The organism is Mycolicibacter sinensis, assembly GCF_001673565.1.
GTDB lineage: Bacteria > Actinomycetota > Actinomycetes > Mycobacteriales > Mycobacteriaceae > Mycobacterium > Mycobacterium sinense_C.
In genome coordinates this window covers 1-24,177 of record NZ_LZMF01000142.1, presented here as the reverse complement: position 1 = coordinate 24,177, position 24,177 = coordinate 1, and the positions used below count along the sequence as shown (strand labels likewise).

Below are 24,177 nucleotides of genomic sequence, written 5' to 3'. Positions count from 1 at the left end.
CAGACGGCCGCGCCGCGGGCGCCGAAGCGGTGCTGGCGGCGTGCGGGGGCCGCTTGGACGGCGCGGTGCTGGCCGCCGGTATCGGACCCACGCCGCGGGCAGCGCCGCTGATCCTGCAAGTCAACTACTTCGGGGTCGTGGAGCTGCTGCAGGCGTGGCGTCCAGCACTGGCGGCCGGCGGCGCCGCCAAAGTCGTTGTCATCGCCAGCAATTCGGCCACCACGGTGCCGGCGGTGCCGCGGCCCGCGGTGCGCGCACTGCTGGCCGGCAAGGGCGCCAAAGCGGTGCGCCGGCTGCGCCCGTTCGGCCCGGGTGCACCCACGATGGCGTACGCGGCATCCAAGATCGCGGTCTCGCGCTGGGTGCGCCGCCAGGCAGTTGAGCCGACATGGGCCGGTGCGGGTATCCGGCTCAATGCCCTGGCGCCCGGTGCCATCATGACGCCGCTGCTGGAACGTCAGCTCGAAACCCCGGGGCAGGCCGCCGCGGTCCGCAAGTTCCCGGTCCCGGTGGGCGGGTTCGGCGACCCGGGACAGCTGGCCGACTGGATCCTGTTCATGCTGTCGGACGCCGCCGAATTCCTCTGCGGCAGCATCATCTTCGTCGACGGCGGCACCGACGCGTTCTTCCGGGCCGACGACTGGCCGCGTGCGGTGCCGGCACGCCGGGTGGGGAAGTACCTGCTGCGGATGAGGTCGTTCGCCAGGACGTCGAAGTCGTAGCGCTCAGACCGGTTCGACGGTCACCGGGATACCGTTTACCGCGCCGTTGCCCGACGGTTCGTCGATGAACGTGGGCGGCGCCAGGATGTTGTTGTTCACCCCCGGCGAGCCGTTGGCCACCGCCAGGCGGGTGCCGGGTTTGCCATGGCCCCAGCCGTGCGGCATCGACACCACCCCGGGTTTGATGGCATCGGTGACCTCGACCGGAACCTCCACGCGTCCGGTCGCCGACGCGACGACAGCGCAGTCCCCGGTGCGCAGGGCACGCGCCGCCGCGTCGTCGGGGTGCATCAGCAACGTGCAGCGGTCTCTGCCCTTCATCAGCGGCCCGAAGTTGTGCATCCAGGAATTGTTGGAGCGCAAGTGGCGCCGGCTGACCAGAACCAACTCGTCGGGCCGGCGATCCAGCCGCGCAGCCAGCCGCGGCAGGTCGTCGAGCAGATACTGCGGTGCCAGCCGAACTTTCGCCTCCGGGGTGCTCAGAATGCCGGGCAACTGGGGCACCATCGGGCCGAAGTCGATGCCGTCCGGCTCGGCTTTGACCTTCTCCAGAGTCAGCCCGCCCGGGTTCTCGCCGTACCGGTCACCGAACGGCCCGGTGCGCAGGGTCAGGTCGAGGATCCGTTCGGGGCCGCCGGACTCGTAGTGCTGACGGATCTCCGGTCCGGTCAAGCCCTGCAGGTAGCACAAGACGTCGAAGAAGCCGTCGTCGAGCGTGGTGACGTCGACGTCCTCGGCGGGGGTCCCGGTGCACAGGCCGGTGAGCCGGATCAGGATCTCCCACTCGTCGGGGCGGTCAGGGTCGTCGGGGCGAAAAACCGCGCGTGAGTAGTTGGTGATGCTGCTGACCGCGAATTGCAGCAGCAGGTCGTCGTGGTGCGGCTGTTCCAGCGGCGAGAGACCGGGCAGGAACACGTCGGCGTGCCGCGTGGTCTCGTTGAGCCAGCAGTCCACCGCGATCATCGCGTCCAGCATCGGCAACGCCGCATCGAGTTCGTGACCGGCGGGGCTGGACAACACCGGATTGCCCGCGACGGTGATCAGTGCCTTGACCTGGCCCTCGCCGGGGGTGGCGATCTCCTCGGCCAGACACGACACCGGGGTCTGCCCGAGTACCTCTTTGGCGCCCCGGACCCGGCTGCGCCACCGGCCGAACTCCGACCGGCCGCCTTCCAACCCGGGTAGCTGTTGGGTGGTCAGCGACCACGCCGTCGCACGCGGGAACATCGCACCGCCGCGGGTGTCGAAATGCCCGGTGAGGATGTTGACCACGTCGACGAGCCAGCTGGCGAGGGTGCCGAATTCCTGGGTGCACAACCCGATTCGGCCGTACACCACCGCCTTGTCGGTGCCGGCCAATTGCCGTGCCAGTAGGCGGATCCGGTCGGCGCTGATACCTGTCGCCGGGGCCACGCGCTGCGGCGACCAGTCCGCGGCGACCGCCCGCATGGTGTCGACGCCGTCGATGTACTCCCCGGCGGCTCCTAGTCGGACCAGGTCCTCGTCGAACAGCGTGTGGATCACCGCGAGCAGCAGCGCGGCGTCGGTGCCCGGGGTGATCGGCAGCCATTCATCGGCCTTGGCGGCGGTGGCGGTGCGCACCGGGTCGATGACGATCACGGTGCCGCGGTTGCGGATGTCGCTGATGAGCGCGTTGATGTTCGGGGCGGCCAGCAGCGAACCCTGCGACACCGCTGGGTTGGCGCCCATGATCACCAGCAGGTCGGTGTGCGCGATGTCCGGCACCGGGATGGCCCACCAGCCGCCGTACATCAGGTGGGAGGTCAGGTTTTTGGGCCATTGGTCCACCGTTCCCGACGAGTAGCTGGTCGGGATGCCCGACATTCCGAGCAGCATTCCGATGTAGCGGCCCAGCGAGAAGGTGTGCGCAGTCGGATTGCCGACGTAGGAACTCACGGCCTCGATGCCGTGTTCGGCGATGACGGGTTGCAGCAGCTCGGTGCAGCGGCGGAAGGCGGCCTCCCAGCTGACCTGCTGCCACTGGCCGTCCACCTTGATCATCGGCTCTCGGATGCGATCCGGGTCCTCGTGGACCGCACCGAGTGAGGCGCCTTTCGGGCAGAGGTGGCCGCGGCTCCAGACGTCGTCGCGGTTGCCATGGATTCGGGTGACGCGCCCGCCGTCGACGTGAACTTCCAAGCCGCACATGGCTTCACAGAGCGGACAGGTGACGAGGTGCCGGCCGTCCTCGCCGGTGTCGGCCAATTGGCGAGGCGTCATGTCGGGGAAACTAGGAGATTCGCGCTCTCACCGCTAGGGGTTGTCCCGCTGAGCGGACAACCTGGGTGTGCACGACGAGCGAAACCTATTATCTCATTCACTGAGACAATCGCTATTTCTCTCATGCCCTCATCAGTTAGCGTTTCGTCGCTGTGAACTCGATCACAGTCGAGGCCTTGGATGCCATAGAAACGGAGACTGTCATGCCGCACCTCGCCACCCGCTCTCTGATCACCGCCGGAGTCGTTCTGGCCGGGGCCACCGGGATCGCTGCCGCACCGGCCGTCGCGCCACCGCTGGAGGTCTTGGCGGCTGACATCCAGCTCACCGCCGGCGAAGCGAAGGACATCGTGCTGGAGTTCGTGCGGCACGGGACGTCGACGGACAATGTTCAGCTCATCAACGGCACGGTGGCGCCGGGGGCGCACCTGACCAGCGGCCCCAACTACCCGCTCGCCTACAACGGCGAACTGCAGGCCGAAGCGGTCGGGGACAAGCTGTACGGCATCTACGGTCCGAACGGCACCGACCCCGGTATCGACGGGATCTTCGCCTCGGGATTGGTCAGGACCCAGGAAACCGCGGCGCCGTTCGCCGGCCTGATGGGCATGAACGTCACGAACCTGTCGGGCCTCAACGAGATCAACGCCGGCATCTGGGAAGGCATCCAGTCCAGCAGCGGAGACGCGTTCAAGAACGTCGCCCTGTCGTACTTGGCCGCCCCCATGCTGTGGACCTACGGCCTGTACTCGGTGCCGCTGCTGGGATCGTCGGACTACAACGGGATGGCGTTCCAGGACCGGTTCAGTGAAGCGGTGCAACAGATCTACGACACCAGCATGAACGCCGAGGACCCCACCGACAAGGACGTGGCGTTCTCGCACGGCGGCTCAATCATGGTCTGGGTGATGATGAACGTGAAGAACCCGGATCCGTCGCTCATCCTTGAGCACCCGTTGTCGAACACCAGTCAGGTGGTGCTCGAGGGCAATCCCACCGACGGCTGGACCCTGGTCAGCTGGGACGGGATAGACGTCGCGCCCGCGGACACCGCGACGCAGCTCTTCGTCGCCTTCCGGGACCTGATGACGGTGCCCCAGATGGCGATGTTCCACATCGAGAAGGCACTGCTCAGCCTGGACCCGGACCAGATCACCAGCGCGTTCAGCACCGGTGCCACCGACGTCTGGAACGAGATGGTGCAGTTCCCCCAAACGGTGTGGAACATCCTCACGGATACGGTCGACCCGACCCCCGCCGCCGGCGTCGCCACCGACCTCGCCGGATCGGTGGGCGACCTCGCCGCGGCGATCTGAGGCCTTCGGGCCGTCACGGCTGTGCCCACCGCGCGACCGCAAGGCCGCCGGTGGGCACAGCGTCTGTCGAGAAAGCAGCGAGATGTCAAAACAAATGCGCGCCATCGTGATCGACTGCTTCGGTGGTCCCGAGGTGCTACGCGATGCACGCATCGAGCGGCCGATCGCACGGCCGGGCAATGTCGTGCTCAAAGTCGCCTACTGCGGCGTGAACCCCGCTGACTGGAAGGCGCGCGAGGGCTGGCTGTCGGCCTTCTTCGACTACCAGTTCCCGTTCGTACTCGGTTTCGACGCGGCCGGGGTGATCGCCGAGGTCGCCGATGGTGTGGCCGGACTGGCCGTCGGCGACCGGGTCGTCACTTCGTCGAACCAGGGACACGGCGAGCGCGGCACGTATGCCGAATTCGTGGCCTCGGACGCCGACCGGGTGGTCAAACTGCCGCAGCAGATTCCGTTCGCCACCGCCGCGGCGATTCCCACCGCCGCGGTCACCGCTTACGAAGCGGTCATGGAGGTGGGCCGCGCCGGTCCGGAAAAGCGCGTGCTCGTCCATGGCGGAGCCGGCGGAACCGGGAGCTTTGCCATCCAGATCGCCCGGATCGCCGGCGCGCAGGTCGCGACCACCTGCAGCCCGCGCAATGCGGACTATGTTCGCGGCCTCGGCGCCGAACGGGTCATCGACTACCACACCGAGGATGTGGTCGAAGCGACTCGGGCGTGGGCGCCGGACGGAGTCGACCTCGTCGTCGACACCGTCGGTCAGGGCACCCTGGTCGACGCGATCGAGGCGGTCGCACGCGGGGGGATCGTTGCTCCGATCGCGACCCTCATCGGTGATGAGCCGCACTGCGATCCAGACCGTGCCGGCGAACTCGGAGTCTCGGTGGTGCCGACGATGTCCAACCATCTGCGGCAGGGCCGGCAGCTGCGTGCGCTGGTCGAGCTGATGGCCGACGGCCGGCTCGTCGCACCGGAGATCACCACGATGCCGCTCGGCCAGGTCGCCGATGCCCACCGCCGTATTCAGGACGGCCACGTTCGGGGCAAGATCGTGCTGGCGGTCAACGAGGGACTCGGGCAATGAATTCGCCGGCACCCATCTGGGTTCTCGACGACATCACCGTCCGCGCCGGACAGGACCCGCAGATCGCCGAGTTGCTGCCTGTCCTCAACGCAGGCTTTCCACGCGTGGAGACGATGACCGGCTCGCAGGCGCGGGCGGCAGTGCGTGCCCGGCTGCAGCCCGCCGATCCGGAGCCGGTGGGCGGTGTCGAAGAGCGGACTGTACCCGGGCTCGGCGGAGCGATCCCGATCCGAATCTATTGGCCGGCCGAGCGTTCCGACAGCATGCTGCCCGTGGCGGTGTACGCGCACGGCGGCGGATTCGTCTTCTGCGACCTGGACTCGCACGACGGACTCTGCCGCGCCATGACGAACGGACTGGGCGCGGTGGTGGTATCGGTCGACTACCGGCTGGCGCCCGAGGCCCGCTGGCCGGCGGCCGCCGACGACGTATACGCGGCCACCTGCTGGGTGGCGCACAACGCCGAGGAGTTGCGCGCGGACCCCGGACGGCTCGTCATCGCCGGGGACAGCGCCGGGGGGAATCTGGCCGCGGTCACCGCGGTGATGGCTCGCGACCGCGGCGGACCGGACATCGCCTGTCAGGTCCTGCTCTACCCGGTGATCGCCGCGGACTTCACCACGGCTTCGTATCGGAGGTTCGGGGAAGGCTTCTACAACACCGCCGCGGCCATGGCCTGGTACTGGGACCAGTACGTGCCCCGCGTCACCGATCGCAGTCACCGCTACGCCTCGCCGATCCAGGACGTGCTCGTCGGGCTGCCGCCGGCCGTCGTGGTCACCGCGGGCTGCGACCCGCTGTGTTCTGAAGGCCAGGCTTACGCGGAGGCGTTGGCGGCCAGGGGGATTGCGACCACGCACCGGGCTTATCCGGGTGCCATCCATGGTTTTCTGACCATGCCGATGCTGCAGCTGGCGCAGCGCGCCCGACAGACGTTGTGGGCCGACATCGCCGGCGTCCTTGCCGGCTGATACCGCCCGTACCGCTCAGCGGGACTCCACGTTGAGTGGCGCGGCCGTGCTTCGCACACTTGACCAACCGACTGCCAGGGGAGAACAAGCGTGTCGCCAGTGACCAGCATCGCCGAGGTATCCGGGCGCGCTGCCGCGGCGATCTGCGGATACAAAGTGGGGCTGTCGGACGAAGCGTGCTACGGCCACCTGCTCACCGACATGATGGCCGACGACGGCGACACGGTGAAGCTGTCCGGGCGGTACCAGCCCCGCATCGAAGTCGATCTTGCGTTCGTGCTGGGCGACCGGCTGCCCGGCCGCCGCTGCACCGAGCGCGATGTGCTCGAAGCCACCGACTACGTCACCGCGGCGATCGCGGTGATCGACAGTCGTATCCAGGACCGGCGCATCGGTAGCCTCGACGCGATCGCGGACAACGCCTGCGCCGCGGGGGTCGTCCTGAGTGGACAGCGATGCCCACCGCGGACCCTGGATCTGACGGACGTCGACGTCCTGCTCTGTTCCGGCTACCCATGGCGTGAGGTGGTCGTCACCCGCGGCAACACCGGTGCGGTCCAGGGGAATCCGATGGCAGCGGTGGCCCGGCTGGCCCGCGCCCTCGCCCGGGCCGGGGCGCGCCTGGAGGCCGGTCACACCATCTTGTCCGGGGCGTGCACCCAAGCCTTTGACGTCTCCGTGGGCGATCGATTCCGCGCCGAAATGGCCGGTATCGGAGGCGTGTCGGTCGAGTTCTGGTGACTGTATTGATGCGGCGGTCCCAGCATCGCCTCTCCTTCGTCGAGGCTCGTGAACCGCCTCAGGCTTCGAGGACGTCGAATCCCTTGTAGCCGGCCTCGGCGACCCCGGCGATGATCTGGCCGTACACGCCGAATCCGCCGATGAAGGGCATGAAGACCCGCGGCCTGCCCGGGATGTTGGCGCCCAGGTACCACGAGTTCGCCTGCGTCATCAGGGTTCCCGCCGCCCGCTGCGAGCATTCCGCACCCCACTCGGCGGCCGCGTCGCGGCGTGCCTCGAGTGCGCTCGCGTCGTGGTCGGCCAGGTATCGGATGGCGTCGGCGATCCAGTCGACGTGCAGCTCCGAATGCAGCACCATGTTGGCCAGCACCGAGGGGCTGCCGGGACCGGTCAGATTGAACAGATTGGGGAAGCCGGGAATCCCCAAGCCCAAGTAGGTATTCGGGCCGTCGCGCCAGGCTTCGTTGAGTGTCTGGCCGTCGCGGCCGACGATCCGCAGCTTCTCGACCGATCCGGTCATCGCGTCGAAACCCGTCGCGAACACCAGCGCATCCAGTTCGTAGTACGCATCGCTGGTGTGCACGCCTGAAGCATCGATGCGCTGGATCGGCGTGGCCCGTAGGTTCACCAACGACACATTGTCGCGGTTGAAGGTCTGGAAATAGTTCGAGTCCGTGCAGATCCGTTTGGTGCCGATCGGGTGGTCCTTGGGAATCAGCAGTTCCGCCGTCGCGGGGTCGTCGATGACGGCGCGCACCTTCTCCTCCCAAAACACCCGCGCGGTGTCGTTGGCTTCGATGGAGGTGGCCTGGTCGGCGAAGGTCTTCGCAAACAGCACACCGCCCAGCTGCCAGCGCTTCTCGTAGGCTTCCCGGAGCTCGTCGGCGGAGGCTTCGACCGCCAACTTCGGGTGCGGTCGGTGCGGCGAACCGCCGCCGCTGTCCATCGACAGCCGCCGGCGTTCGGCGTAGCCGGCCTTCTGGGCTGCCCGGGTGGCGTCGTCGAGCGGGATATTGCCGGCCGGCACACTGTAATTCGCGGTGCGCTGGAACACGCTCAGGTGTGCTGCCTGCTCAGCGATGGGCGGGATCACCTGAATGCCGGAGGAGCCGGTGCCGATCACGCCGACCCGCTTGCCGGTGAAATCGACACCGTCATGCGGCCAGCGTCCGGTGTGATACACCTGCCCGCCAAAGGTATCCAGTCCATCGATCGCCGGGATGTTCGCGTTCGACAGCGGGCCCACCGCCAGCACGCAGAACTTCGCTGAAACCACGTCGCCGGCTTCGGTGCGGACCTCCCAGCGCAGCGTGGCCTCGTCGAGCACCATCTCGGTGACCCGGGTGCCGAACTTGATGTGCCGCCTCAGGTCGAAGCGATCCGCGACATGGTTGAGGTAGTCCAGGATCTCCGGCTGGGTGGCGTACTTCTCCGACCAGTCCCATTCCTGCTGCAGGTCGTCGTCGAACGAGTACGAGTAGTCGACGCTTTCGACATCGCAGCGCGCTCCGGGGTAGCGGTTCCAGTACCAGACGCCGCCCACGCCGTCGGCGGCCTCGAAGGCCTGCACCGACAGTCGGTCCCGACAAAAGCGGTGGATCGCATACAAGCCGCCGAAACCGGCACCGATCACCACGACGTCAACCGACCTATTCATCCCCAGCAAACTACCGGCGCCGTCGGGCCCTTGACCAGGGCTTGTCTCGCAGAGTGGGAATCGTCGAGGGTGGGGTCATCCGCTGTGGTTGTGTGAGCTCACGCCAGGACGGCTCATGATCGGCCGTAGAAAAGGAGCCTATTGAGATGAAACCGGATTCGGAGCGACTCGCTGGGGTGGTCGCGGTGGTCACCGGCGGCTCGCGCGGACTCGGTGCGGCATTCGCCCGCCGCATCGTCGGATCGGGCGGCAAGGTCGTCATCGCCGACCTGCTCGACGATGAGGGCAACCAGTTGGCCGCTGAACTCGGTACGGCCGCGCGCTACCTGCACCTGGATGTCACCGACACCGCGCAGTGGGCCGATGTGGTCTCCTACGCGAGCGCCGAATTCGGGGCCGTCAACGGGCTGGTCAACAATGCCGGCATCGCGACCGGGCAGTTCATCGAGCATGAACCCGTCGATCATTTCCGCACCGTGCTGGAGATCAACCTGGTCGGCGTGTTCAACGGCATGCAGGCCGTCATCGCTCCGATGCGTGCTGCCGGCGGCGGCTCGATCGTGAACATCTCCTCGGCGGCCGGCCTGATGGGCCTCCCGCTCACCGCCGGCTACGGAGCCTCCAAGTGGGGTGTGCGGGGGCTGACCAAGATCGCGGCGACAGAACTCGGCACCGACCGGATCAGGGTCAACTCCGTGCACCCCGGCATGACCTACACCCCGATGACCGCCGAAGTCGGGATCCAACTCGGTGAGGGAAACTATCCCAACACTCCGATGGGCCGGGTCGGCGTTCCCGAGGAAATCGCCGGTGCGGTCACCTACCTGCTCTCGGATGACGCCGCCTACGTCACCGGCGCCGAGATCGCCGTCGACGGCGGCTGGACTGCGGGTCCGACCGTCAAATACGCGATGGGCCAATAAGAAGGGGCGGGGTTTCAGCCTCGCAGCAGCGAGCCGGATGGGATCGTGGGGTCTGTGACAGCTGCCGGCAGTGCGGATCCGCCGACCTCGATGGTCGCCCGGGTCGCTCTGATCATGAACGTATTCGAGCCGGGGGAGTGCCTGCGGCTGGATCAAGTGGTGTCGCGCACCGGGCTGCCCCGGTCGTCGGTACATCGCATCCTCAGCCAGCTGCATTCGGCCGGCTTGCTGCGCCACCGTCCGGACGGGTACGGCCTGGCCGCCTCCGCGCTGCCGGTGACCCGGATGGTCGAGTACTCCCAGTTGCGTGCCGTCGCCTCGCGCACCCTGGAACGGCTGCACGCCGACACCGGACTGGTGGTCCACCTCGGCGTGCTGCTCGGCGGTGAAGTCGTGTATCTGGACAAGGTGGCCGGCCGCAGCGGAGTCGTGACGCCGACCAGGGTCGCCGGCCGGACCCCGGCCCATGCCAGCGCACTGGGCAAGACGATGCTTGCGCAGCTGCCGGCGGAGGAGGTTGACGCGGTGTTCAGCGGGCCGCTGAGCAAACTCACCCGGACCACGATTGTCGACCTGGCTACCCTGCACCATGAGCTGACCCGGATCCGGTCCCGTCACGGATTGGCTTACGACAACGAGGAATTAGCGGTCGGCCTGTGCAGTATCGCCGCACCGATCCGCATCGGCGAAGGCGAAGTGGCCGGCTTGTCACTGACCGGCGCCCTGCCGACACACCGCCTGCAGCGCACCGCACCCTTCGTCATGCGCGCCGTCGGCCGCATCTCGCACCATCTGGGCCGAGCTGATCCCGAAGCGGCGGTGCGCGGTTCGCAAGCCCCGGTGAGCGAAACCGACACCATGCTCTCGCGGGTGTTGCGCACCCTGACCTCCGACGCGTGGGTCTAGAAATACCCCGGGGTCACAAGATGAATTCGTCGACCTTCAAACCGAACTCGAACTGACCGACAACCGACAGCACCCGTTCGGCGTCGTTGGAGACGTGCATGCGGGCTGTCTGTACGTCACGCCAGACCCGGTCCACCAACCCGTCGAGGTCGGCTCCTGACCGCTCGACGAACCAGCGGATCAGCTGCACCGAACGTTCGAATGCCACCACCTGGTCACGGCGGCCGCGCAACAGCAACTCGGCGTCCGGGAACGCATCACTGGCGGCGCAGCTCATGAATTCGGCTAGATTGCGCCGCATTTGATGTATCGACAACTGCACGCCGGCACTCGCGGTGGCGATCGCATCCAGGGGCCCGGCGAGTTCCGGGGTGCGTGCGGCCAGCAGCCCCAGCGCGGCGCCGACCACCGGTACGGTCCCGGCATGGGTATACAGCACCGTCTGTGGAAGCCGGTACAGCGGCGCCAGCGTGGCGCGTGGCTGCTGGCTGACCCCCAACGTGCGGTAGTGCGGCACCATCGCTCCCGACACCACCACCTCGTCGGCGCCGATCCCGCGAAGTCCTACGCCATCCCAGTTCGACTCGATGGTGAAGTCCTCGCGCGGCACCAGCGCGACGGTGAAATCCTGTGCGGCGCCGTCCTCGCCGACCAGCACCGCGCCGGCCATCAGCCACGACGCGTGGTGCGCACCCGCGCAGCGACTCCACCGCCCGGAGAGGCGGAAGCCGCCGTTGACGTGTTCGAGCCGACCGGTCGGGGCGTAGGACTCGCACAACAACGCCCGCGGATCGGCGCCCCACACGTCGCGCTGGGCCTGTTCATCAAAGAGCGCAAGGTGCCAGGCGTGGACGCCGAGCATCGCCGCCAGCCACCCCGTCGAGGTGCACGCAGCGGCGATATCGCCACTGGCGGTCAGGTACACCTCGGGGTCGGCCTGCAGGCCCCCGAATGCGGTAGGCCGCAGCATCGCGAAGAAACCCGCGTCGTGCAGCCCGCGGATGATGTCCGGGTCGACGGCGCCGTTGCGGTCGACGTCGGCCGCCGCCTCCGCGATCGCCGGAAGCAGTGCGCGGACCGCCTCGACCGTCATGCGACTCCGAGGACGCGCTCCGAAAGCATGCGGTCAGACTAGTGAACCGTGGTCAACCGCAGCTTGGTTCGGTCAAACTTGGATACCATTCCTCATCGCGCACGAGGAGAGGTGGGAATGACCGGGCCGTCGGCACAGCACAGCGTCGTGCGTGAGATCGTCGACGCGGTGGCGCCGATCCTCGCCGTGGGCGACGAAAAGCAGCCGTCGACACCGCAATTGATCGCTGCGCTGCAGCAGCGTGGCGGATGGCAGATGCTGCAACCGGCGCGGTACGGCGGGCTGGCGGTGGCCGCCGACGAGTTCATCTCGGCGGTCTGGGAGCTGGCCGCGCTGGACGCATCGCTGGGCTGGCTCACCGCGATGTTCAACGCGGCGGCCGATGAAGTGGGCGGTCTGCCCGGCGCCGTGGCCGACGAGGTGTGGGGCGCCAACACGCAGGCGTTGATCGCGCCCGGCTACCGCCCGGAGGGGCGCCTGGCGGTCGGTGGCGACGACCTCCGATTGACCGGCTGCTGGCACTCGGTCGGCGGTGCGGACCTCGCCGATTGGTTGTTGTTGACCGCTGACGACGATGCCGGTGGCCGTTACCGGGTGCTGCTGCCCCGTGAGCAGGTGAGCACCACGCCGACCCGCAATCCGTCGGGACTCTTCGGGACCGACATCTGCGACGTCACCGCGGCTGACGTTGCCGTACCGGCACGCCGGATCTTCGAGTCTGGTTCGCCTATGGCCGGCGCGGGGGCGGCAGCGACGGTGGTCGGGGCAGCCGACGGGATGTGGCACCGGCACGTCCGGGAGATCCGCCAGCGTCTGTCGGCGTCCTACGGCGGTGAGGACGTGATGGATCGACCGTCGTCGACGATCCAGGTGGCCCGGGCCGCCTGCGACATCGACGCCGCCAAACTTCAGCTCACTGAAACGCTTGCGGGCACCGCCGAGGGCGCGGCGGCGTGGCAGCAGCTGCAGGCGGCCGCCCGGGCGCGGGAGGCGGCCGACGAACTACTGGCCGCCAGCAGGCGGCACGCGCTGGCGGCCTCGGACCCGATCACCCGGCTCTGGCAGGGTACGCACGCCTGCTTCCAGCTGACCACCCAGCTGCTGCACGGACTGTCAGACGGCCTTTTCGACTGACTCGGGCAGCGCGGGTGCCAGCGCCGCGAGCTCGGCGAGCGCTCTGGGCAGACCGTCGGCGATCTCCCAGGGGTCGGACACGTGGTCACCGCAGACCAGCGTGCAGATCGTCATCTGGTCCTCATAGCTCCACCCGGTGAAGTTCAGGCCCATCGGGAACACCACCGGGCCGGTCGAGATGAGCTTTTCGATCGGCGCTCCGGCCCAGTACAGCCGGCGCTGCGGTCCCCGCATGTTCGACGCGATCAGGCTAAACGTCGGCCGGCGGGTCATCCGCTCACTGACCAGCGGCAAGGCCCGCGAATAGAACCAGAACAGCGGCCAGTACTCCATCCAGTCGTGCTGCAGCAGCGCATCGCGCTCGGCCTGCACTTCGCGGGCCGTCGTGGTGGCGTCGGCGATGGCACGCAGCCGCTCGACCGGATCGGCGATGTCGGTCGCGAGCACCACGTTCCACCGCGCGACGTGGTTGCCCCACCCCGTCTCGGCGCCGGGGGGCCGCATTGACACCGGCACCACCGCGGTCAGCGTCTCGACGGGCAGTTCACCGTGGCGGTCCAGGAAATCGCGCAGCGCACCGCTGCAGACGGCCAGAAACACGTCGTTGACCGTGACACCGAAGGCCTTGCCGACATGTTTGATGGTCGCCATGTCGACGGTGTGATACGCGAACTTGCGGTCGGTGGTGAGCGGGGCGTTGAACCGGGTCCCGGGCGCGGAGAATGCGGCGGCATAGCCGGGCTTACCGGCCTTTTGGCGCCGGCGCATGATGCCGGCGACCCGCACGCTGCGGGTGATGATCCGGGGAAAGTTGAGCGCGGCGGTACCCTGGTGGCGCAGCACCATCGGCAGCCATGCCCGCAACGCCGGGCGCTGTTCGTCGGTCGGCGGACCGGGTCTCGATTGCCGAAGGGGCGCTTCGGGGTCCGTGCTGTAGATGGCCTCGAGCAGTCGCAGCGAGGCCATGCCGTCAGCGATGGCATGGTGCACCTTCAGCACGAAGGCAACCCGGCCGCCGGCCAGGCCGTCGACGTACCACAGCTGCCACGGCGGACGGCGGCGGTCGGTATCGGCCTCCAGGATGTCGCCGATGACCGCCGCGAGTTCCCGATCGCCGCCTGGCGCCGCGACGGTGGCGTGCTTGACGTGGTAGTCGAGGTCGATCTCCGACCGCGCGATCCACCACGGCCGGCCGAAGCCCAGCCGTGGCATCAGCAACTGCCATTGCAGTGGTTCGACGTGCTCCACCAGCGCGGGAATCGCCGCGCGAACCGTCGCGCGGGTGACCGGCTCGCGACCCTGACTCGGGTCGAGTACGACGGCTTTGATCGTGTACTGCGGTTGCACGTCGCTTTCCCACGCGAGGAAACTGTTGTCCTCACCCTTCAGGCGCCGCATTTCTCACCTCGCTGGCTGAAATTGACTGCTGTGTTTGTCGCGGTTGTCGCGCCACCTGACTGTGGCATGAGTCACTCTTACAGCGTCAGGTGTCGTAGGAGGCAAGTTGTCTCGGCTAGTGAGACGTACCGCTCCGGTTGCGGCAGCTGCCGCCATAGGGTGCACCTCGTGAAGCCAGCCACACCCCAGCCCACCACCGGCTCGATGAAGCGAGAGGTCGCCGACCGGATGAGTGCGGCCTTCGCATCGGTCGCCGCCGGTAACGGCAACGCGGCTGAGGTCCGGGCCAGCCTGAAGGCCAGTCGCCGGCCGGCCAAGCCGGTCCCGGTGGCTCGGGTCGAGGAACGGCTCATCCCCGGACCCGACGGCGAGGTGTCACTGCCGGTGCGGATCTACTTCCCCTTCGAGCCCTTCGCGGACGAACCCGCGCAGCGCCCACCGGTGCTTGTCTACTTCCACGGCGGCGGGTTCGTGCTGTGCGACCTCGACTCGCACGACTCGTGCTGCCGCCGCCTCGCCAATGGCGCTGGGGCGGTCGTGGTTTCGGTCGACTACCGGTTGGCGCCGGAATCTCCGTTCCCGGCCGCGGTGGACGACGCCTGGGCCGCCACCGAATGGGTGGCCGAACACGCCGACGAGCTCGGCGCCGACCCGGCGCGGCTGGTGATCGCCGGTGACAGCGCCGGAGGCAACCTGGCCGCGGTGATTTCCATGCTCGCCCGGGACCGCGGCGGGCCGGCGATCGCCTTCCAACTGCTGATCTATCCGGTCGTCGACCAGCGACGCAAATCGTCGACGCCCAGCAAGCAGACCGAAAACGGTGTGCTGACCGCGTCGCACATGCAGTGGTTCACCGAGCAGTACCTCGGGCGCGAAGGCGACCGTGCCAACGTGCTGGCCTCGCCGATCCTCGGCGACTTCACCGGACTGCCGCCCGCCCATGTGGTGACCGGCGCCTTGGACCCGTTGTGCGAGGAGGGTGAGGACTACGCGGGCCGGCTGCGCGGCGCGGGCGTTCGGGCCACCGTACGGCGCTATGAAGCCGGCTTCCACGGCTTTTTCAACCTGGCCGACCACCTGCCGGCTGCCCGCGAAGCCAATGACGACGTATGCGCCGTACTGCGTGATGCGTTGGGCAGCAAGTCCTCCTGAGACACCGACAACCGGAATCCGCGAAAGGGCCGCCATGAAACTGCACAACAGCCGGGCGCTGGTCACCGGTGCCAGCCGTGGGCTCGGCAAGCACATCGCCGAGGTACTGGTCGCACGCGGCGTCGACGTGGCGCTGGTGGCGCGGGACGGCGACGCGCTCGAGGTGTTGGCCAAAGAGCTGGACGGCAAGGCCTATCCGACCGATCTGGGCGATCCGGCGGCGGTGGAGGGTCTGATCGACCGGGTCGAGGTAGACGGCCCGGTCGACATTCTGGTCAACAACGCCGGCGTGGACCATGTCGGCCGGTTCCATGAAGTCACCCCCGAGCAGGTCCGTAACCTGTTGCAGGTCAACCTGGCAGCGCCGATGGAACTGTGCCGCCAGCTGATACCGCGCATGGTGGCGCGCGGCCGTGGCCACATCGTCAACGTGTCCTCGATGGGCGCCATCTCGCAGGGGCCCGGGCTGACGCTGTACGGCTCGTCGAAGGCCGGGCTGAGTCACTTCACCGCCGGCATCCGCGGGGAGCTGCGCGGCAAACCGGTCCGCACCACGCTGGTGCAGATCGGCGAGGTCAAGACCGACATGATCGACCACATCCGGGCATTCGGCCCGGCCCGCCGCACCATTGAGCGGTCTATCCGGTGGCGGATGATCCCGCGGGAGTCGTTGGACCCGGTGGCGGTTTCGGTGGCCATCGCCGAGGCGATCGAACGCAACCGCCGCCATGTCATACTGCCGCGCAACATCATTCCGATGGCGAAGTTCACCGAGTTCCCCCGCCGGGTTTCCGAACTCATGCTGACCGGTATCGACCAGGACAGCGACTGATGGCGGGCGTGGACTTATCCGGGAAGGTCGCGATCATCACCGGCGCCGCCCAGGGGCAGGGCGCCGCAGAGGCCCGCCTGTTCGCGGGCCTGGGCGCCCGGGTGGTGCTCACCGACGTCCTCGTCGACAAAGGCCGCGAGGTAGCCGCATCGATCGGCGATGCCGCCCGCTTCCTGGCGCACGATGTCGCCGATGAAAGTGGCTGGGCCACCGTGGTGGACACCGCCATCAGCGAATTCGGCCGCGTCGATGTGCTTGTCAACAATGCCGCGATCTGTCGCGTCGTCCCCTTGGTCGAACAGGGCGTGGACGGCTTCGAGACGATGCTGCGGGTCAATCTCATCGGGCCGTTCCTGGGCATGCAGGCGGTCGTCGACCCGATGAAGGCCGGCGGCGGCGGCTCCATCATCAACGTGTCCTCGCAGGCCGGCCTGCAGGGGCTGGCCGGGTACAGCGCCTACGGGGCGTCGAAATGGGGCCTGCGCGGCATGTCGAAGGTCGCCGCAATCGAGTTGGGGCCGTTCAACATCCGGGTCAACACCGTCTATCCCGGCATGATCGACACTCCGATGGTCGCGCACCTGGACGTCGAGCGCGGACCCGGCGGCCATCCCGGGGCGCCGCTGACCCGGGTCGGGGCTCCCGAAGAGGTCGCCGACGTCGTCGCCTTTCTCGGCTCGGACGCGTCGTCGTACATGACCGGTGCGGAACTGGCGGTGGACGGCGGCGCCAGCGCGGGCCGAATCCCGATCGTCCCGGCGTAAGCGTCTCGATGGAGGCCGAATGATGGTGGACTGGAACGAAGAATGTGACGTGCTGGTCGCGGGGTCCGGCGGCGGTGGCGTCACCGGTGCCTACACCGCGGCCCGAGAGGGACTCGACGTCATCCTGGTCGAGGCGACCGACAAGTTCGGCGGCACCACCGCCTATTCCGGTGGCGGCGGGGTGTGGTTTCCGTGCAACCCGGTGCTGTTGCGGGCCGGCACCGACGACACGATCGAGGACGCGCTGGAGTACTACCACGCGGTGGTTGGCGACCGCACTCCGCGGGAACTGCAGGAAACCTACGTGCGCGGCGGCGCGCCACTGATCGCCTACCTCGAGGAGGACCCCGCCCTGAAGTTCTCGGTGCTGCCGTGGCCCGACTACTTCGGCAAGGCGCCCAAGGCGCGCCTCGACGGCCAACGCCATATCGCGGCCAAGCCACTGGCCGTCGCCAAGGCGCCGGAACTGCGGGATCAGGTGCGCGGCCCGCTGGACACCGACCGGTTCGGCACCGAGCCGCCCGAGGACTACTTCATCGGCGGGCGGGCGTTGATCGCGCGGTTTCTCGCCGCAACCACGAAATATCAGGCGGCCTCGGTGCGGTTGAACACCGCCTTGGTCGAATTGGTGAGCGACGACAGCGGTGTGCTCGGCGCCGTCGTCGAGACCGCCGGACAGCGCCGCGCCATTCGGGCCCGCCGCGGGGTGCTGCTGGCCGCCGGCGGCTTCGAGGGCAACGACGCGATGCGCCAGCGCTACGGCGTGCCGGGCCTCGCGCGAGACACCATGGGGCCGTGGGGAAATCTCGGCCAGGCCCATGAGGCGGCGATCGCGATCGGCGCGGACACCGACCTGATGGACCAGGCCTGGTGGTCGCCCGGGATGACCCACCCAGACGGGCGCTCGGCGTTCGCGCTGTGGTTCACCGGCGGCATCTTCGTCGACCAGGACGGTCAGCGCTTCGTCAACGAATCCGCGGCCTACGACCGGATCGGCCGCGCCATCCTCGACCGGTTACGCGACGGGGCGATGACGTTGCCGTACTGGATGATCTACGACGACGCGCAGGGTCCGGTCCCGCCGGTCAAGGCGACCAACGTGTCGATGGCCGAACCGGAGCGCTACATCGAGGCGGGCCTGTGGCACACCGCCGACACCCTGGAGGAGCTGGCGGGTTTGATCGGTGTCCCGGCGGACAACCTGGTGGCGACGGTCAAGCGGTTCAACGCGTTTGTCGCCGCCGGCGTCGACGAGGACTTCGGACGCGGCGACGAGGCCTACGACCGAGCGTTCTCGGGCGGCGCCTCCCCGCTCGTCGCGCTCGAGCGCGCGCCGTTTCACGCGGCGGTGTTCGGCATCTCCGACCTGGGCACCAAGGGCGGGTTGCGCACCGACACCGCGGCACGGGTGCTGGACGCGGCGGGCAACCCGATCCCGGGCCTGTATGCGGCAGGCAACACCATGGCGGCGCCCAGCGGCACCGCCTATCCCGGCGGCGGCAACCCGATCGGGGCCAGCATGCTGTTCAGCCACCTGGCCGTGCGGGACATGCTGGGCCGGTAGGCCGAGCCGCCGATCTCGACGTTAGCGTGAGGTACATGACGACACAGCTGAGCCATCAGGACACCCTGCGCGAGGTCACCACCGAGCAGGGGGTGCTTCGCTACCACGAGGCCGGCGAGGGCCCGACGCTGCTGCTGCTGCACGGCTCCGGGCCGGGCGTCACCGGGTGGCGCAACTACCGTGGCGTGCTGCCGGCCTTCGCCGAGCACTTCCGCTGCCTGGTGCTGGAGTTCCCCGGCTTCGGGGTCAGCGACGACTTCGGCGGGCACCCGATGGTGACGGCGTTCGGCGCGGTGCCGGCCTTCGCCGAGGCGCTGGGTCTGGACCAGTTCAGCATCGTCGGCAACTCGATGGGCGGCGGCGTCGGCGTCAACTATGCGACCGCCAATCCGGACAAGGTGCGCAGGCTGGCGACGATCGGCGGCATCGGCACCAACCTGCTGACGCCGGGGCCCACGGAGGGTGTCCGGCTGCTGCAGGACTTCACCGACAACCCCAGCCGCGAATCGCTGGTGCGCTGGCTGGAGTCGATGGTCTACGACCCGGCAGTGGTGACCGAGGAGCTGATCGAGGAGCGCTGGGCGCTGGCCACCGACCCCGAGACACTGGCCAGCGCCCGACGGATGTACGGCAAGAAGGCGTACAGCGCGATGATGCAGATGATGGCGGCATCCAAGGCTCCGATGCCGTGGGCGATGCTGCACCGGGTGCAATGCCCGACGCTGGTGACCTGGGGTCGCGATGACCGGGTCAGCCCGCTGGACATGGCGCTGATCCCGATGCGCACCATCCCGAACGCCGAGGTGCACGTGTTTCCCAACTGCGGGCACTGGGCCATGATCGAGGCCAAGGAGGCCTTCACCCGGGTGGTGCTGGAATTTCTGACTCGCGACTAGTCAGCGGAGTCGACGCGATGTTTGCCCGGGCGAATCGCTGCGCTGAGTCGTGCGTTGGGGTTAATGTGCGGTTTCGTCGATGAAGAGGACTGGTGCAATGGCGCACTTGGCATGGGTGACCGCAGCATCGCTGGGTTTGCTGGTCGGATCGGCAGGGGTCGCGCAGGCCGACGACCAGGCGTTCCTGGAGCAGATTCCGCCACGCAACTACTTCTCGATGTGGAGTACCGACGCGAGTCGACTGGCCGGCGGTTACCAGATCTGCACGTCGATCAAGACCGGCACGCCGCCTAACGTGACCGCCGAGTCTTATAGGTTCGACGACGGCTGGGCGTGGGTGAACGCCGCGCAACGCGAGCTGTGTCCTGACACGCTCCAGGGGCAACCGGCTGCGCCGACCAGCTCGAACGCCGGTTGAATCTCGGAGCCTCCTGTCGGGATTGAACCGACGACATCCGCTTTACAAGAGCGACGCTCTACCACTGAGCTAAGGAGGCGGGTCTAGCCGGTGCCAGCCTAACGGGAGCCGGCCGCGGAACGTGAAGCCAGCCTCACTCGCACAGTCAGTGGCCTTCCGCCCCCGGGATGTCGGCGTCGATCACCCGCTGGGAGCGCACCGGCCGCGACGACGGGCGCCGGCCGGACCGGCGGGGCAGCAGCGGAATGCGCTCGGCGATATTGCTCAGTGGGTTGACCACCATCGTCAAGGCGATGACGGCCTCCTGCAGCGTCTCGATGGCCGGCTCCAGCGCCTCCATCCCCGGCGCCAGCCGGCTCAATGTGTCGGCGACGTTGGCCAGCTGCTCCAGTGGCCCGTTGCGGGCGGTGAGCTTGTCGATCAGCCCGCCCTCGGCCAGCAGCCGGTCGGCCAGACCGTCCTCGGAGAGCAGTCGCTCGATCAACCCGTCCTCGTCGGTGAGTTGATCCACCAGCCCGCCGGGCTGTAGCGCCCGCTGCAAGCCACCGCCCTCGGCAGTGAGGCGGTCGAGGACGCCGCCGGGCCCGGTCAGCTGATCGACCAGCCCGCCGGGGGCCAGCAACCGGTCCACCGGGCCGTCGGGGGCCAGCGCGCGCCCCAGCGGGGCGTCGTCGTCCATTAGCTTGGCCAGCCGGTTGGCCCGGGCGATGGTGTCCTCCAGCCCCAGCATGTGCGCCATGGAGTTGGCCGGTCCTTGAGTTGGGGACTCCCCGAGGGTCTGCCGGGCCAGCCCGAGCGCGGTGGTGGCGACGCCGAGCCCGGCGTCGGCGATCGACAGACCGATGCGCGCCGGCGCGGTCGATACGGCGATCAGCTGTCTGGCCAGGTTCATCTGGCCAGTGTATGGGCGATCCAGCACCGATATCAGGTAGTTTGATTGACAACAAACACACAGCTGATATCCAGTTCATTTTCACCCGACCACGAGGGAATTGACCCCATGGGAGCAACAGCTGCGCAAGACGCTGCGCCAGAGGCCCGGGTGCTGGTCGTCGACGACGAGACCAACATCGTCGAGCTGCTGTCGGTCAGCCTCAAATTCCAGGGGTTCGAGGTCTACACCGCCTCCAGCGGGCCGGCGGCGCTGGACCGTGCCCGGGAGGTGCGGCCCGACGCGGTGATCCTGGACGTCATGATGCCGGGGATGGACGGCTTCGGCGTGCTGCGCCGGCTGCGCGCCGACGGCATCGACGCCCCGGCGTTGTTCTTGACCGCGCGCGACTCGCTGCAGGACAAGATCACCGGCTTGACCCTTGGCGGCGACGACTACGTGACCAAGCCGTTCTCCCTGGAGGAGGTGGTGGCCCGGCTGCGGGTCATCCTGCGCCGGGCGGGCAAGGGTGCGGGGGAGCCGCGCAACTCGCGGCTGACCTTCGCCGACATCGAACTCGACGAGGACACCCACGAGGTATGGAAGGCCGGCCAGCCGGTGTCGCTGTCGCCGACCGAATTCACCTTGCTGCGCTATTTCGTGATCAACGCCGGCACCGTGCTGAGCAAGCCGAAGATCCTCGACCACGTCTGGCGCTACGACTTCGGCGGCGACGTCAACGTGGTCGAGTCCTATGTCTCCTATCTGCGCCGCAAGATCGATACCGGCGAGAAGCGCCTGCTGCATACGCTGCGCGGGGTGGGCTATGTGCTCCGCGAGCCGCGCTGAATCAATGTTGCCCGTGATGGCCGGCCGCTGGGTATAGGCGAAGAATATGGGCATGGTCAAGCCCCCTCGTGGTGTGCTGCCACTACGGGTCAGCATGGTCGCGGCCACCCTGGCGATGGTGGCCATCGGCTTGCTGGCACAGGGGTACGCCGTCACCACCATCCTGCGGCACCGGCTGATCAGCAGGATCGACGCCACGCTGATCGACGCGGCCCACGGCTGGGCGCTGGAGCAGCGTGGGCGGCCGCCGTCGAAGGAGGACGAGGATCCGAACACCGGCCGGCCGCCGACGAGCTTCTACGTCCGCGACGTCGACCCCGATGGCAGCGTCTGGACCGTCGTCAACGACCAGAACGCCGAGCCGCAGTTGCCGCCGGACAACGACGTGGGCTCGGTACCGGTGACGATCGGCTCGGTCGACGGGTCGGGCGTGCAATGGCGGGCGCTGTCGGTGCACGGTGAGAACGGCAGGCTGATCACCGTGGCCAGGGATCTTTCCGACCCCAAGGCCACGCTGCGCTATCTGGCCTGGTCGCGGGTGGCGATCGGTGTCGGGGTGCTGCTGGTGCTGGGGACCGCCGGTTATGTGGTGGTCAACCGCAGCCTGCGCCCGTTGACCGAAGTCGAGCAGACCGCCGCGGCGATCGCCGCCGGCCAGTTGGACCGCCGGGTGCCCGAGCGCGATCCGCGTACCGAAGTCGGACGACTCTCGCTGGCGCTCAACGGCATGCTGGCGCAGATTCAGCAGGCGGTGGCGTCCTCGGTGGCCTCGGCGGACAACGCGCGGGTCTCCGAGGAGCGGATGCGCCGGTTCATCACCGATGCCAGCCATGAGCTGCGCACACCGCTGACCACGATCCGCGGTTTCGCCGAGCTGTACCGCCAGGGCGCGGCCCGCGACGTCGAGCTGCTGATGTCGCGCATCGAAAGCGAAGCGAGCCGGATGGGCCTGCTGGTCGAGGATCTGCTGTTGCTGGCCCGGATGGATGCCCAGCGGCCCTTGGACCGGAACTGGGTCGACCTGCTGGTGCTGGCCACCGACGCCGTGCACGACGCGCGCGCCATCGCGCCGAATCGGACCGTCGAACTGGAGGTCTTCGACGGCCCGGGTACCCCGGAGGTGCTCGGTGACGAGGCCCGGCTGCGCCAGGTGCTGAGCAACCTGGTGTCCAACGCGCTGCAGCACACCCCCGAAGAGGCTGCGATCACCGTGCGGGTCGGCACCGACGGCGACGACGCGATCCTCGAGGTCGTCGACCAGGGGCCCGGGATGAGTGAACAGGACGTACAACGGGCCTTCGAGCGGTTCTTTCGCACCGACTCGTCGCGGGCGCGCGCCAGTGGCGGCACCGGGCTGGGACTCTCGATCGTCGACTCGCTGACCCGCGCGCATGGCGGCACCGTCACCGTGAGTTCCCCACCCGGCCAAGGCTGCACGTTTCGCGTCGCGGTGCCGCGTCTTGCCGACACGTCGGTCGACATAGCCGAGCTGCCCGTCGAGATTCGCTGAGCCTCAGCGCATTTCTGCCAGCGCGGCCTTGATCTTTGCTTGCGCCTCGTCGAGGGATTCCGGTGCCGGATTGCGGTCGACACCGGCAAAGCCGAAGTCGGACAAGCTGCGGGTCGGAAAGACGTGCACGTGCAGATGCGGGACCTCCAGGCCGGCGATGATCATCCCGGCGCGCTCGGTGTCGAACGCTGTGCACACCGCCTTGCCGATCCGCTGCGCCACGGCCATCACCTGAGCGAAGACGGCGCCGTCGACGTCCTGCCACTGGTCGATCTCGGCGCGCGGCACCACCAGCGTGTGGCCCTGGGTCATCGGTTCGATGGTCAGGAAACCGACGACGTCGTCGTCCTCGTAGACGAACCGGCCCGGCAGTTCCCGGTTGATGATCTTGGTGAAGACGGTGCTCATGGGTTTCAGCATATGCGCCGAGTCTCGGATTTAGCGGGGTGTGCTGCGTATTATCGAGAGCGAGCTGGTGCCGCCGGGCGCGGGCTCCACGCGCCATCGGTAGAGGAGATGAGATGTCAGCTGTCACAACATTTCTCAGTAGCCCCGAGGCGGTCGGCACCTGGGATCTGGATACCGGGCAGTCGAGTATTCGGTTCGAGAACGGCACGATGTGGGGCGCGCTGAAGGTGCGTGGCGCTTTCACCGATTTCTCCGGCAGCGGCGAGATCAAGGACGCCAAGACGGTGTCCGGCCGCGTCGACATCAAGGCTGCCTCGGTGAACACCGGCCTGGGTACCCGCGACCATGATCTGCGCCGGTCGAACTTCTTCGACACCGACCGCTACCCCGACATCACCGTCCAGGTCACCAGTGGGGAGCCGGCCGGCGGTGACGCCGCCCGGCTCAATGCCGAACTGACCGTCAAGGGGATCACCGGACCGTTGCCGCTCAAGGTGGACGTCACCCCGATCGGCGACGGGGCCGTGCGGCTGACCACCGAGACGACCGTCACCCGCAAGCAGTTCGCCGTGGAGGGCAACTTTTTGGGCATGGTCGGCAACCGGACCCGGCTCAAGGCCAGCCTGGTGTTCCGGAAGGCCTAACCCTTGCGTTGATGCGATGAAGGGGCGGGGCCTCCGCTCCTCGTGACGTTCCCGGCGGATGCTGGGGGTGTCACTACCAGTCA

23 protein-coding genes and 1 tRNA gene are annotated in these 24,177 nt (G+C 68.2%); 17 read left to right on the top strand and 7 right to left on the bottom strand.

Annotated elements, in window-relative coordinates; genetic code table 11:
- Positions 1-722, top strand: a 722-nt coding sequence (locus A5648_RS21080; RefSeq protein ID WP_065026427.1) for an SDR family oxidoreductase, incomplete at its 5' end; no start/stop codon positions are given.
- Positions 723-725: 3 nt separating this feature from the next.
- On the opposite strand, the gene A5648_RS21075 is transcribed toward A5648_RS21080, so the two are convergent.
- Positions 726-2,963, bottom strand: a complete 2,238-nt coding sequence (locus tag A5648_RS21075; protein ID WP_065026426.1) for a molybdopterin-dependent oxidoreductase — start codon at positions 2,961-2,963, stop codon at positions 726-728.
- A 203-nt stretch (positions 2,964-3,166) separates the two neighbouring features.
- Between A5648_RS21075 and A5648_RS21070 the strand changes: the two genes are divergently transcribed.
- From A5648_RS21070 to A5648_RS21055, 4 genes are all read left to right on the top strand, one after another.
- The gene (locus A5648_RS21070; RefSeq protein WP_065026431.1) at positions 3,167-4,279 is read left to right on the top strand and encodes a histidine phosphatase family protein; all 1,113 of its coding nucleotides are present in this window, start codon (positions 3,167-3,169) and stop codon (positions 4,277-4,279) included.
- A gap of 82 nt (positions 4,280-4,361) precedes the next feature.
- Positions 4,362-5,363, top strand: coding sequence for an NADP-dependent oxidoreductase (locus A5648_RS21065; RefSeq protein ID WP_065026425.1), 1,002 nt, complete (start codon positions 4,362-4,364; stop codon positions 5,361-5,363).
- Complete coding sequence (locus A5648_RS21060) at positions 5,360-6,334, top strand: alpha/beta hydrolase (RefSeq protein WP_065026424.1); 975 nt, start codon at positions 5,360-5,362, stop codon at positions 6,332-6,334. The genes A5648_RS21065 and A5648_RS21060 overlap by 4 nt, the downstream gene beginning before the upstream one ends.
- A 90-nt stretch (positions 6,335-6,424) precedes the next feature.
- The gene (locus A5648_RS21055; protein WP_131810606.1) at positions 6,425-7,075 is read left to right on the top strand and encodes a 2-keto-4-pentenoate hydratase; all 651 of its coding nucleotides are present in this window, start codon (positions 6,425-6,427) and stop codon (positions 7,073-7,075) included.
- Positions 7,076-7,133: 58 nt separating this feature from the next.
- Here A5648_RS21055 and A5648_RS21050 read toward each other — a convergent pair whose 3' ends face one another.
- A complete protein-coding gene (locus tag A5648_RS21050) occupies positions 7,134-8,732 on the bottom strand; it encodes a flavin-containing monooxygenase (protein WP_065026422.1) in 1,599 nt (532 codons plus the stop codon).
- Positions 8,733-8,878: 146 nt separating this feature from the next.
- On the opposite strand from A5648_RS21050, the gene A5648_RS21045 reads away from it, so the two are divergent.
- Entirely contained in the window at positions 8,879-9,655 is a 777-nt protein-coding gene (locus A5648_RS21045) for a glucose 1-dehydrogenase (RefSeq protein ID WP_065026421.1), read from the top strand.
- 45 nt (positions 9,656-9,700) lie between these two features.
- Positions 9,701-10,561 (top strand): IclR family transcriptional regulator, encoded by an 861-nt coding sequence (locus tag A5648_RS21040; RefSeq protein WP_234787509.1) that lies wholly within the window; start codon positions 9,701-9,703, stop codon positions 10,559-10,561.
- 13 nt (positions 10,562-10,574) lie between these two features.
- Here the strand turns inward: A5648_RS21040 and A5648_RS21035 are convergent, their stop codons facing one another.
- Positions 10,575-11,654, bottom strand: coding sequence for an acyl-CoA dehydrogenase family protein (locus A5648_RS21035; RefSeq protein WP_065026419.1), 1,080 nt, complete (start codon positions 11,652-11,654; stop codon positions 10,575-10,577).
- Between the two features lie 117 nt (positions 11,655-11,771).
- Between A5648_RS21035 and A5648_RS21030 the strand changes: the two genes are divergently transcribed.
- Entirely contained in the window at positions 11,772-12,788 is a 1,017-nt protein-coding gene (locus tag A5648_RS21030; RefSeq protein ID WP_065026418.1) for a hypothetical protein, read from the top strand.
- On the opposite strand, the gene A5648_RS21025 is transcribed toward A5648_RS21030, so the two are convergent.
- Entirely contained in the window at positions 12,768-14,186 is a 1,419-nt protein-coding gene (locus A5648_RS21025; RefSeq protein WP_065026417.1) for a wax ester/triacylglycerol synthase family O-acyltransferase, read from the bottom strand. The genes A5648_RS21030 and A5648_RS21025 overlap by 21 nt on opposite strands.
- A 168-nt stretch (positions 14,187-14,354) precedes the next feature.
- On the opposite strand from A5648_RS21025, the gene A5648_RS21020 reads away from it, so the two are divergent.
- The 6 genes from A5648_RS21020 to A5648_RS20995 all read left to right on the top strand — a co-directional run bounded on the left by A5648_RS21020 (position 14,355) and on the right by A5648_RS20995 (position 19,812).
- Positions 14,355-15,338, top strand: coding sequence for an alpha/beta hydrolase (locus A5648_RS21020; protein ID WP_234787508.1), 984 nt, complete (start codon positions 14,355-14,357; stop codon positions 15,336-15,338).
- A gap of 34 nt (positions 15,339-15,372) precedes the next feature.
- Complete coding sequence (locus tag A5648_RS21015) at positions 15,373-16,170, top strand: SDR family NAD(P)-dependent oxidoreductase (RefSeq protein WP_065026415.1); 798 nt, start codon at positions 15,373-15,375, stop codon at positions 16,168-16,170.
- Complete coding sequence (locus tag A5648_RS21010; protein ID WP_065026414.1) at positions 16,170-16,934, top strand: glucose 1-dehydrogenase; 765 nt, start codon at positions 16,170-16,172, stop codon at positions 16,932-16,934. The genes A5648_RS21015 and A5648_RS21010 overlap by 1 nt, the downstream gene beginning before the upstream one ends.
- Positions 16,935-16,956: 22 nt before the next feature.
- Positions 16,957-18,498 (top strand): FAD-binding protein, encoded by a 1,542-nt coding sequence (locus tag A5648_RS21005; protein WP_065026430.1) that lies wholly within the window; start codon positions 16,957-16,959, stop codon positions 18,496-18,498.
- 35 nt (positions 18,499-18,533) lie between these two features.
- On the top strand, positions 18,534-19,394 hold the full coding sequence (locus A5648_RS21000; protein ID WP_065026413.1) for an alpha/beta fold hydrolase: 861 nt from the start codon (positions 18,534-18,536) through the stop codon (positions 19,392-19,394).
- A 97-nt stretch (positions 19,395-19,491) separates the two neighbouring features.
- On the top strand, positions 19,492-19,812 hold the full coding sequence (locus tag A5648_RS20995; RefSeq protein ID WP_065026412.1) for a DUF732 domain-containing protein: 321 nt from the start codon (positions 19,492-19,494) through the stop codon (positions 19,810-19,812).
- Between the two features lie 7 nt (positions 19,813-19,819).
- On the opposite strand, the gene A5648_RS20990 is transcribed toward A5648_RS20995, so the two are convergent.
- Together A5648_RS20990 and A5648_RS20985 are read right to left on the bottom strand one after the other, a co-directional pair.
- Positions 19,820-19,891, bottom strand: a tRNA-Thr gene (locus A5648_RS20990).
- Positions 19,892-19,957: 66 nt separating this feature from the next.
- Complete coding sequence (locus A5648_RS20985) at positions 19,958-20,704, bottom strand: hypothetical protein (RefSeq protein ID WP_065026411.1); 747 nt, start codon at positions 20,702-20,704, stop codon at positions 19,958-19,960.
- A 108-nt stretch (positions 20,705-20,812) separates the two neighbouring features.
- Between A5648_RS20985 and A5648_RS20980 the strand changes: the two genes are divergently transcribed.
- On the top strand, positions 20,813-21,532 hold the full coding sequence (locus A5648_RS20980; protein WP_064854227.1) for a response regulator transcription factor: 720 nt from the start codon (positions 20,813-20,815) through the stop codon (positions 21,530-21,532).
- Positions 21,533-21,584: 52 nt separating this feature from the next.
- Complete coding sequence (locus tag A5648_RS20975; RefSeq protein WP_065026429.1) at positions 21,585-23,042, top strand: sensor histidine kinase; 1,458 nt, start codon at positions 21,585-21,587, stop codon at positions 23,040-23,042.
- A 3-nt stretch (positions 23,043-23,045) separates the two neighbouring features.
- Here the strand turns inward: A5648_RS20975 and A5648_RS20970 are convergent, their stop codons facing one another.
- Positions 23,046-23,450 (bottom strand): HIT family protein, encoded by a 405-nt coding sequence (locus A5648_RS20970; protein ID WP_065026428.1) that lies wholly within the window; start codon positions 23,448-23,450, stop codon positions 23,046-23,048.
- Positions 23,451-23,563: 113 nt separating this feature from the next.
- Between A5648_RS20970 and A5648_RS20965 the strand changes: the two genes are divergently transcribed.
- On the top strand, positions 23,564-24,094 hold the full coding sequence (locus A5648_RS20965) for a YceI family protein (RefSeq protein WP_065026410.1): 531 nt from the start codon (positions 23,564-23,566) through the stop codon (positions 24,092-24,094).
- The last annotated feature ends 83 nt before the right edge of the window (positions 24,095-24,177 follow it).